The sequence below is a fragment of the Desulfothermus sp. genome (assembly GCF_053993635.1).
Genome location: NZ_JBMYBT010000146.1, coordinates 1 through 10,745 on the forward strand (window position 1 = coordinate 1; position 10,745 = coordinate 10,745).

A 10,745-nucleotide genomic window follows, 5' to 3' on the forward strand; every position below is an offset into this window, starting at 1 on the left:
TGTGTGCCCCACACATAATAATCTGATGCAAGTTCTTTTGCACTTGGCATCCTATAGCCCTGGGCATAGTTTGCCCTGATTTTGATATTATCATTAATAAGATATGTCGCCCCTATTGTTGGGCATATATGTGTCTTGTCTTTATCATGTCCTTCCCCTTTTTCCACTTCTACTTTAAATTTGTCATATCTAGCACCACCAGATATGACAAATCTATTATCAAGGAGTTTGATCTTTCCCAGAATAAATCCAGCTGGATTTTTATATTTGGTTTCTCTGGGTTGATATGGACTTGATTCAATTCTGTAATACACCCAGTCAAAACCGCCTGTTATTACAAAGTTTTCCATATCCAGGGTAAGCTGCCCTTGTGCTCCCCTATGAGTTGTTTCTTTTGTTGTGGGGATTCCATCATCCCAGCCGTCAGGATTACTCATAAGTGGATCTACCCATCTATCTCTGTCTTTTCCCTGAAAGTATCTAAACTTCCAAAATAGAGGAAGTGATGAAGTAGTGCCCTCATAAATGAAATCCGCTGAACTAAGAGATTTATCTGAATAATCATCTAAATCATTTTGACTTAGATAAGAAGGACTGCCTGCTCTATCCACATCAAATTTGGTATAGATTACACCAATCCTGTTACCAGGTAAGAACTCATAACCAATGTTAAAGGAGTAATTCTCTTTTTTATCATAGCCTGTATTTTTGTATTTTGTGTTATCTGCTGTATCATAGTCGTCCATTTTCCCTCGGCTATAAGAAAATGAGTAGTCAAATTTATTTATTTTACCAAAAGAGCCTATGGTCCCGTCTTGATAATTGAAGCTTCCAAGTGTTCCTTCCAAAAAAGCATGGGGTTTTCCTCTTCCCCTTTTTGTTATTACATTTATAACACCGCCAATACCAGCAGATCCATATTGAACTGCCCCAGGACCTCTGATAATTTCTATTCTTTCAATGTTTTTTGTTAGGATCTTGGCCACATTTCCTGTTCCTGCACGTCTACCATCTAAAAGGATAAGTACATGTCCAAGGAGGTCATTTCCGTGTGTTTCTGTTCTAAAACCACGAATTCCAACAGATGTTAAGGTGCCAGGATATTGTCTAATAGTGCCTATGCCCTTTTCTGAAAGGAGCTCTCCTAAATCCCTTGCAGAGGAGGCTTCTATCTCTTCTGGTCCAATTACCTGGATGTTCATGGGTGTTTCTTTTATAGATTCTTTGTACCTGCTTGCAGTAACCACTATAGTATCCAACGAGGTCTGGTTTTCATATGCAAAGGTATCTTGAGAAACAAGAAAGGCTAAAATTCCGATGAAAACTACTAAATACTTTTTCATTTTGTGATTTCCTCCTTGATATTTTAGCCACAAAGTCTCATTTCTTTGCCAGTGAATTTGATCTTCATGTCCTTTCCAATTTCTACAAATCTAAGGAGTATCCTTTTCATCCCACGTCTTGTCATTTCCCACCAACCATAAGTTATATCTTCCTCACTACCTGGAGAATGGGCAATTTCTATTAAGTCTGCATCTTTAAAAATTTTTTTTAGATCCTTTTTTACCTGCTCTAGATCCAAATTTTCAGTGTCTGTTCTAACATAACAAATAACTCCTGTCCTCATAACCTTTCCTCCTTTTTTTAAACTTAAATTTTTCATTGTTTAAAATACAAATAAAAAAATCCCTGAAATCCTTCATACAAGCAGGATTTCAGGGATTTCCCGTTTTTATCCCCAAAACTATATATAGTTTTTAAGCCCCTTGCTCCGAGAGACTTAAAAGCTCTTTCCAGGCAGGTCTTCTGACTCTAAGGATCATCCTACTTGCCCTGTTGAATAACCCCTTTTCTTAGGAGATTCAACAGAACTCACCCTGTTATTATTCAACAGGGCAGGCCCTGTTGAATATAGTTCCCTTTTGGGAAATTCAACAGGTCAAGGCCCCGTTGCATTATTCAACGGAGCAAGCTGCGCCTTCCCCTGGTGTTTTAACCAGAGTGGCATTTTGCAGCTTTCGTCCCCTTATCACAGCCGCGGGCCGGTTCCGGATTCTCACCGGATTCCCTTTTAAGCCCATTATAGGCACCTGGTAGATTTTATATAAAACCCAACTCAAATCAAAAGTCAAGAATTATCTTTTTTGGCTTACTGGTTAGTTACAGACTCCTCTACAGCTGTTAAAAATGAATTTAGTCCTATCTTTAAAACCTTAGGGATATTATTATCATTAACAAATCTTTTTACTTCTATATTTTCCTTTCCTGATATAGAACTTAAAACAAGTTGTTCCAATTTAGAAACAGCAGATATATCTTTTATATGGCCTTTTTCATATTCATCAGACAGAACTAAAAATTCCTGCATAATAGATGCATATTCTTTCTTTAAAAGAAGATCTTCTAATTTTTGAACAAAAAATTCCTTTTTATTTTTTGGTATAAGTTCACTATTGTAGACAATATCAAATATAGATATGTCCCTTTCGTTTAATTTTTTAAAAATAGATCGATCTTCTATCAGTTTATTTTGTTTTTTTATAGCAATTTTTACCGCATCATATACGGCCTTTGCAATTAATTCTCCAAGTTTTGAATGACCACCTGCATTGTCTAAAGTAAATTTCCCATCTCCTTGAACAATAATTATATTATCTGTGCCCGTGCCTGTTGCCTGATATATTTTGGGATTGTATGAACTTCTTATATCAAGATCATTTAATAGAGCACTTTTTGCCTCTGTTGCAGTGATTATAGCTCTGGTCATGGCCCGAGGAGTGAGTTTTGCATTTGTCATAATTATCATATTAATTGTGCCTGGGTCTATTTCATAATAGCAACCCATATCTTTTGACATTCTCATGGCATTGGTCTTAACCCCTGCAGTTGCAAACACATAGACTGCCAAATCTTTGTATTCTTTTTTTATCATGGCCAGATTATCCATATCTGCGCCTGTAAACAAGAGACTTGAATCTTCCTCTTTAATTTGTAGAGTATTATATATCCTTTTTCTGGATTTTTCTAATCCCAGGTGATGAGTAATTCTCCAACAAGGTGGTGGTGTATAATGATTGCCGACATTTATTATATTGTACCTGGGGCCTTCTAAGGTTGAAATTATATTTATTGGTTTTTCAAAGGTTATTAGAATAGTTTTATTTATAAAGTCAAATATAGATGATTTTATGATATTCACACTTTTAATATAGCCAAGAGATATAGGTATTTTCCTTTTTGATATTATTTTATCTTTATTTACCCAATATCTATCATCCAAAAATTCTTTAGAATATATATCAGATGCCAGCCACGATACAAAATATCCCGTATGGGCCGAAAGACGACAGGTCAAAGCACATGGATATGAATATATACGATTATTTTTTATAGCTGATACATCTCTCCAACCTGGTAGTGTTTTTATCTTATTTATTAATCTTTTGTCTCCACCACAAAAATACACAACCTGGGGATTAAAGTTTAACCAATCTCTTTTACTGACTTCAATAATAGAGCCTTGTCCTTGAAAATTTGGTGGAATGCCACCTGCCAATTTGATGAGTTGAGTCTGAAAGGAATTTACTGTAGGAGTCATTAAAACATTCCTACCCATTATTCTCATAACCCGTAATCTTTGTTGTTTCTTAATATGACTCAATTTTTTTTGGATATGATCTAATTGATATTTAATCTTCTTAATTAGCCTAAGTCCATTATCTTTTTTCTCAAATATATCTGATAAAATTTTGATTGTCCTATATAAAGAAGGAATATCCTTTGGTTCAAAAACAATTATCTTAACGCCATTTTTTTCAAATCCATTTATGATTTTTCTATGCCTTTTTGAACAAAAAATTATATCAGGATTTATCTTTTTTATCCTCTTTGTTGATGGATATAAAAAACCACCTACTATATGTGCTCCTTCTATTACATATTCATCATAATATGTTATCCCTTTAATATGTTCTTTTTCACCTATTTCATACAAAATTTCAGTAATAGATGGAGAAAGAGATACAACTTTTTGGGGTTTTTTATTTATTTCTATGAATCTTTTAGCATCATCCAAAAATTTTACTTGATAACAATATGAAAGAGGTGAATATAAAAATAAACTCATAAATATAATCCAAATTTTTTTTAGATTCATAATTTAGCAATACTCCCATTTGTATATATCTTTTAAAATATATTTTGCTGCAAATTCTTAAATTTTTATTTTATCAATTTTTCTCATTGACAATTTTTTTTAATGCCTTTTCAAAGATCATTGACAGAAGTTTTAGTCCTTGAATTGCTCTAGGTGAAGGACGATTGAAAAAATCTGAATTTACAACAAACACATTTGAATATTTTACTGCATTTATTTCTTTATACTTTTCCCAGAATTGTTTGAGGTTATTTAAATTGTGTTCTGAATGAACCATTGATGTTATGATTATAATATCTGGATTTAACCCTATGACCTGTTCAACAGAGATTCTTGGATACCCTTTAAGATTTTTAAATATATTTACACCCCCAGCTACCTTTATTAAATTGTCTATGAGTGTATTTTTACCAACTGTAACCATTGGATCCACCCCTATTTGAAAGAATACCTTTGGGGGATTGATATACAATGACGCTCTTTTTTGAACTAACAACACATCTTTCTTTAACCTTTCCACAACTGCTTTGGCCTGTTTCTCACATCCAACGATTTCCCCAAGAACAAGCATTGTGGAAAACAGAGATTCAATATCTCTTGGATCAACAACAAAGACCTTTATTCCAATTTCTTTAAGTTTAAATACAATGTGTTTTGGATTGCCGTCTTTAGTGGCAATACACAAATCTGGTTTAAGTGCAAGTATCTTCTCAATACTTGGAGATATATAAGATCCCACCTTTGGCAAGCGTTTTACTTGTTCTGGATAATTGCAAAATTGAGTGACACCTACTACCCTGTCTCCTGCACCTATTTCAAAAAGGCATTCTGTGATGCTTGGTGCAAGGGAAACTATCCTTTTTGGATAAAAAGGAACAGTTATAACTGTCCCAGACAGACCTATTATTTTTTTACCATTTGCAGAGGAAGTTACTAAAATTCCCATCATAAGAATTAAAATTTTAAAGCAATATTCCTTCATGGTTTAAAATAAAAAACCCTGAAATCCTGATAACATAAGGACTTCAGGGATTTCCCGTTTTTATCCCTACAAGTTTATTTTTTCTTTGCCTTATGAGAAAATGATATTTTTGTTCAGGCAGGTCTTCTGACTCTAAGGATCATCCTACTTGCCCCGTTGAATAACCTTATTCCTCAGGAAATCAATTCGACAAGGCTCGCCCTGTCATTATTCAACAGGGCTTGCCCTGTTGAATAGAGTTCCCTTTTGGGAAATCCAACAAGGCTCGCTGCGCCTTCCCCTGGTGTTACAACCAGAGTGGCATTTTGCAGCTTTCGTCCCCTTATCACAGCCGCGGGCCGGTTCCGGAGTCTCACCGGATTCCCTTTTAAACCTTAAAAGGCACCTGAACCCATTTTTATACTCAATTTTTTTAATTCTCTATATTTATTTTTTTTTTGAGTCAATATTTTAATTGAAGATTTGTTTGATAAGTTGATAGATGCATTAAAAAAATCTTGACAATTAGATTTGTTAAATATGCCTAGAGTATTCAAATAAATTAAGAGAAGCTTAACTTTAATATCCATCCACTCATAAATAATCATGTTACCGACAGCACAGTGGTTGAGCCTCTGATTTTATTGAACCAGCAATCACAAAATTTGTTCAAAAAGCAAACACCAAAGGGAACATTAACTTTTTCACACAGACACCTCTTAATTTTTTGGTTGCCCATTATATAATTTGTTACAACTATGTTACAGTTAGTTTTTTGCTGTGGAATTTTTATAGATCAACTTCTTTTGGATGTGAATAAATTCGAGAAAATTTATTGAAATATTTTTTATTAAAGGATAAAATTTATGTCGAGTTTAATTTCTAAATAAAAGGGGGAAAAGATGAAGTCTAAATCAAAAATTTTTTTTAACATTCTATTTACATTAATTATTTGCTTTTATTTTAGTTTAGATATGTTTGCCTATAACACCGCTAGTTCTGCAGGTTATGAATACAATATTGATAGACCAGGATATGATTATAAAAATATCAATCTCACAGAAAATAGTCCAGCATTGTGCAAAGAGGCGTGTGATAAAGATTCACGGTGTAAAGCATGGACATTTGTAAGACCAGGATATCAAGGACCATCACCTAGGTGTTGGTTAAAATACAAAGTGCCAAATCCTGTCCCAAATAAATTTACTATATCAGGTGTAAAAAAATCAGGGAAACATAAAACAGGCGTAACAAAAATTTTTAATTCTCCTTCCATATCTGGGTATCGTTTAGATTGGTGTAAGGTATGGGGTTCACTGTGCGGCAAACCAGCTGCTGATGAGTTTTGTAAACAACAAGGTTTCAGTAATGCAATTAAATGGGAAATAGACCCTGATATAGGACTTCACTCACCAACTAAAATCATTGGAACAGGTGAAATCTGCGATCAAGGATTTTGTGATGGATTTAGATACATAGAATGTGCAGGTACTAAAAGTAATGTTCAAACACCAAAGGGTGTATCTTTTAATGACAATTTGAGTAAATACTACATTGGTTGTTTTAAAGATAGTGGAGATCCAACTGGAACCCAAGGTAGAGACTTAGATGGATTTATGTATGGATCCAAAGATATGACTCCTGAGATGTGCATTGATATTTGTTCAAAAAGAAATTTTAAATATGCATCAGTACAATATTCAACTCAATGCTTTTGTGGCAATAGTTATGGAAAATATGGACCAGCTAACAATTGCAATATGAAATGCAGTGGAGATCCCAATAAAATATGTGGAGGATTTTGGGCAAATAGTGTTTACAAGACTTACTCATCAGAAGATGCTTCTGAACGTCAGAAGAACACTTCACTCAATTTTACAATAGAAAATTGTGCAGTATATAAATACAAAACTCACTACTTATATGGTTATATAGATGAAAGTATTAACCCTGACACAAAAGCTATTTTTTTAAGTTGCATGATTAAAAATGTTCCTAAAGATACAGAAATAACAGCGAACTGGTATTTCTATGATGGATCTAAAAAAATATTTATTTTCAGTTTGCCGTTAAAAATTAAAAATCCAAACTACACTGGATATGTAACATTTACATTAGAACCATCTGAAGGAAAGAGCTTTCCATCTGGACCATATGAAATTGTACTTACTCATAAGGGAAATCCGATAAAAAAAATTTCCTTCATTTACAAATAAAAAATAAGGGATAATCAAGACATTAACTCTTTTTGAAAAAGTCCATTCTTACTTCTCTTACTTCAATTTAAGATCCCCTATTTTTTATAGGGAGGATAAATACTCTGATGAGAATGGAACATAAACAGCCGCCGTTCTAAATATCCAGAACGATGGTATGGAAACATTCGGAATTGTGAGCCTATTTTGAGTGTTGATCTCGATCTAGGAGATAAACAACATTTTAAATTGGACTTTCCCTTTTTTAGCTCTAAATATAAAAAAGCTGTAATATCAAGATGTTATCTAGATATTTTTTGTAAGACCCCACCTTTTATTTTGTAGCCAAATACTGAAAATATTTTAGCCTGGAGGGGAGTTGGTTCTTCTATTATCCTTAAAGGATTTCTTTTACCTGAATGCCAACAAAGACAACTATGTAAAGATCTCATTGATTCCATTGTGTTATTAAAATTCAGCATAATCCCTAACCTGGATTTTATCAATATCAGCTTTCTCTGTAATTAAAACCATGCTTGGGATTTTTTCTACGGACTCCAGGTAAATCTAGTTCTCCTTTTTGGGCTTAATCGAACTCTGACCATTTCCCCAATGTAATAAGTTCTTCCTTTTTTACATTCTTATGTTTTGGTATTCCAAACTCTTATTATTAGAAGAGTCTTAAATTGTCAAAAAAGCCTTTTTATCATGTTGTACCTGGAATAATTTAATTGTATATTTGAAATTAGTAGGGTCTTACAAAAATTTTATCTATAATCCCTTAAATTTGTTGATTAATTAATAAAATTTTCTTTTAAAAAGGAAAACTCTTGTCTGAAAGTCAAGTATTACTCTCGGTTAGTTTTATTTTTCTCATTTTATTTGCAACTTTTTTTCATTTTTTGTGGAAGTTTACAAAAAGACTTGGTTTTTGGTTAATTTTTGGTATATTAATATTCAAAAAACGGATTAACACTACGGAGTTGAGGATTTTATGAGATTTTCTAACTTGTGGGGATTATTGAATTTTCTCTATGCCCCCGGCAGGATTCGAACCTGCGGCGCCAGGATTAGGAATCCTGTGCTCTATCCTACTGAGCTACGGGGGCTTACTGATGTCGAGACTATGTGAATATTTTTTTTTGTCTTGTGTGTCAAGTAAATTTTTAACCTTGATAAAGGCGTGATTCGTAATTCGTGATTCGTGATTGGTGATTCGTGATTTGTGATTTGTGAATAGGGTGTAGGGGCGGATTCCATATTCGCTCATGGATTCCATATCCGCCCATGGATTCGTAATTTGTGATTTGTGATTCGTGATTCGGGATTCGTGATCCGGCATTATCTCAATCTATCTTTTTTAATACAAAACCACATCTATTTGGTATATATAGAGACAAGTAATGTGTTAAATGATTATATGTTTTTTCAGTTAGAGTAAAGTGGGTTTCACCTATTTTTAATCTTTCAAACCCTCCATATTTTTTTTCATCTGTACAAAACACCAGCTTATATTTTCCTGGACGTGCATATATTCTGTAATGGGTAAATGATGTGGTTGGATGGAAGCTAAACACAAATACATAGTCTCCTCTCTCAAAGGCAATAATTTTATTTTCATTGTGGTCATGAAGATGTTTAGGTGGCATTTCTGGTCTTAATATATTTATCTCTTTGATAAATCTTATCATGTCTATATCAAACTTAAGCAGGTATTCATATCTCAGCAGGGGATTTTCTGCAAGGGACCACTGTCTTCTGGCATATTTGTAAGACCAATTGTTTCCTTGCCTTGGAAAATCTATCCATTCAGGGTGTCCAAATTCATTTCCCATGAAATTTAGATAACCAGCACATGCAGTGGATATGGTGATAAATCTAATTAGCTTATGAAGAGCGATTCCTCTATCTACTTTTAGATTTTCATCTTCCTTTCTCATAAAATAATACATATCAGCACCAATTAGTCTGAAAATTATGGTCTGGTCCCCAACCAGTGCCTGGTCATGGGATTCTGCATAGCTGATGGTCTTTTCCTCTGGTCTGTGGCTTGTTAATTCATACCAAAGGTGTCCCATAGGCCAATTTTCATCTCTGAAATCCTTTAATAACTTTATCCAATAGTCAGCAATTCCCATTGCAAAGCGAAAGTCAAATCCAATTCCTCCTCTGTCTATAGGATAGCAGAGCCCAGGCATGCCAGATACCTCTTCAGCAATGGTTATTGCATCATCTTTTATTTGATGTACTAGCTTATTTGCCAGGGCCAGATAGGTAACAGCATCTGTATCAACAGATTCATTAAAATATTCATCATAGGAAACAAAATCCTTTCCTATGCCGTGGTGGGTGTATAGCATGCTGGTTATGCCATCAAATCTAAAACCATCCACATGAAATTCCTCTAAATAGTATCTTAAGTTTGATAGTAAAAAACAAAGCACGTGTTTTTTTGAATAATCAAATAGTCTGGATCCCCATAAGGGATGATAACCCCCTTTTCCTTTGTGAAAATAAAGGTCATAGGTTCCATCAAATCGGGATAGTCCTTCGACCTCATTTGGCGCTGAATGGGAGTGTACAATGTCTATTAATACATAAAGTCCTAAACTATGAGCAGTATCTATTAATTCTTTTAAATCATCTGGAGTGCCAAATCTAGATGATGGGGCAAAATAATTTGATACCTGATAGCCAAAAGAACCATAATAAGGGTGTTCTAAAATGGCCATGAGTTGGATGGTATTGTAGCCAAGTTTTTTTATCCATGGTAAAATATTCTCAGTAAATTCTCTGTATGTACCAACCCTTTCTTCCTCTTGCGCCATGCCAACATGGGCTTCATATATTAGGAGGGGTTTGGGATATTGGACATTTTTATCGTATTTCCACTGATATTTATTCTCAGGGCACCATACCTTTGCAGAAAAGATCTTGGTGTTTTCATCCTGAACAACATAAATTGCATGGGATGGTATCCTCTCTCCTTCTCCTCCATCCCATTTTACATATAATTTGTATAAATCGCCGTGGGAGATTTTGTCTTGCGGAATAAAGATCTCCCATACACCATTTTCCTTTTTTTCAAGCCTGAATTTACCATCTATCTGCCAATTGGTCATATCTCCAATAAGATATATTTCCTTTGCATTAGGGGCAAATTCTCTGAAAATCCAGTGGTCATCAAATTTGTGGAGTCCAAAATATTTGTAGGAAGATGCAAATTCTTTAAGGGACTGATTTTTTGTTATGGATTTTTCAACCTCTTTTATTTTTTTTATTCTCTGTTCTATGTGTTTTTCATAGGGTTTAAGATATGGATCTATTTCAATGAGATCTATTTTTGCCATCTATTTCTCCAATAATAGGTTTTACAGAGGTCGATCTAACATTTTCTCATACAACTGGATATATTTTTTTGCACATTCTTTGT

At 34.0% G+C, this 10,745-nt stretch carries 6 protein-coding genes, 1 tRNA gene and 2 riboswitches; of the genes, 1 reads left to right on the forward strand and 6 read right to left on the reverse strand.

The window, feature by feature from the left end; all coding sequences use genetic code 11:
* The 4 genes from ACY2V1_RS10765 to ACY2V1_RS10780 all read right to left on the reverse strand — a co-directional run.
* The coding region (locus tag ACY2V1_RS10765) for a TonB-dependent receptor plug domain-containing protein (RefSeq protein WP_461834802.1) at positions 1–1,343 on the reverse strand (1,343 nt) is incomplete at its 3' end.
* Positions 1,344–1,366: 23 nt separating this feature from the next.
* Positions 1,367–1,627: a hypothetical protein gene (locus ACY2V1_RS10770; protein ID WP_461834803.1), complete on the reverse strand. Its 261-nt coding sequence runs from the start codon at positions 1,625–1,627 to the stop codon at positions 1,367–1,369.
* 152 nt (positions 1,628–1,779) lie between these two features.
* Positions 1,780–2,109, reverse strand: a riboswitch (cobalamin riboswitch).
* A gap of 40 nt (positions 2,110–2,149) precedes the next feature.
* Entirely contained in the window at positions 2,150–4,126 is a 1,977-nt protein-coding gene (locus tag ACY2V1_RS10775) for an adenosylcobinamide amidohydrolase (protein ID WP_461834804.1), read from the reverse strand.
* 103 nt (positions 4,127–4,229) lie between these two features.
* Positions 4,230–5,138: an ABC transporter substrate-binding protein gene (locus ACY2V1_RS10780; protein ID WP_461834805.1), complete on the reverse strand. Its 909-nt coding sequence runs from the start codon at positions 5,136–5,138 to the stop codon at positions 4,230–4,232.
* Positions 5,139–5,237: 99 nt separating this feature from the next.
* Positions 5,238–5,542, reverse strand: a riboswitch (cobalamin riboswitch).
* Between the two features lie 477 nt (positions 5,543–6,019).
* On the opposite strand from ACY2V1_RS10780, the gene ACY2V1_RS10785 reads away from it, so the two are divergent.
* The gene (locus tag ACY2V1_RS10785) at positions 6,020–7,333 is read left to right on the forward strand and encodes a PAN domain-containing protein (RefSeq protein ID WP_461834806.1); all 1,314 of its coding nucleotides are present in this window, start codon (positions 6,020–6,022) and stop codon (positions 7,331–7,333) included.
* A 1,014-nt stretch (positions 7,334–8,347) separates the two neighbouring features.
* Here the strand turns inward: ACY2V1_RS10785 and ACY2V1_RS10790 are convergent.
* Together ACY2V1_RS10790 and ACY2V1_RS10795 are read right to left on the reverse strand one after the other, a co-directional pair.
* Positions 8,348–8,421 (reverse strand) — tRNA-Arg (locus ACY2V1_RS10790).
* Between the two features lie 237 nt (positions 8,422–8,658).
* Positions 8,659–10,662, reverse strand: coding sequence for an alpha amylase C-terminal domain-containing protein (locus ACY2V1_RS10795; RefSeq protein ID WP_461834807.1), 2,004 nt, complete (start codon positions 10,660–10,662; stop codon positions 8,659–8,661).
* Positions 10,663–10,745 lie beyond the last annotated feature (83 nt).

What these genes read in the sequence shown, in the direction of transcription:
- ACY2V1_RS10775 (WP_461834804.1), bottom strand. Translation starts at nt 4,126, where the DNA reads ATGAGTTTATTTTTATATTCACCTCTTTCATATTGTTATCAAGTAAAA.
- ACY2V1_RS10795 (WP_461834807.1), bottom strand. Translation starts at nt 10,662, where the DNA reads ATGGCAAAAATAGATCTCATTGAAATAGATCCATATCTTAAACCCTAT.
- ACY2V1_RS10780 (WP_461834805.1), bottom strand. Translation starts at nt 5,138, where the DNA reads ATGAAGGAATATTGCTTTAAAATTTTAATTCTTATGATGGGAATTTTA.
- ACY2V1_RS10770 (WP_461834803.1), bottom strand. Translation starts at nt 1,627, where the DNA reads ATGAGGACAGGAGTTATTTGTTATGTTAGAACAGACACTGAAAATTTG.
- ACY2V1_RS10785 (WP_461834806.1), top strand. Translation starts at nt 6,020, where the DNA reads ATGAAGTCTAAATCAAAAATTTTTTTTAACATTCTATTTACATTAATT.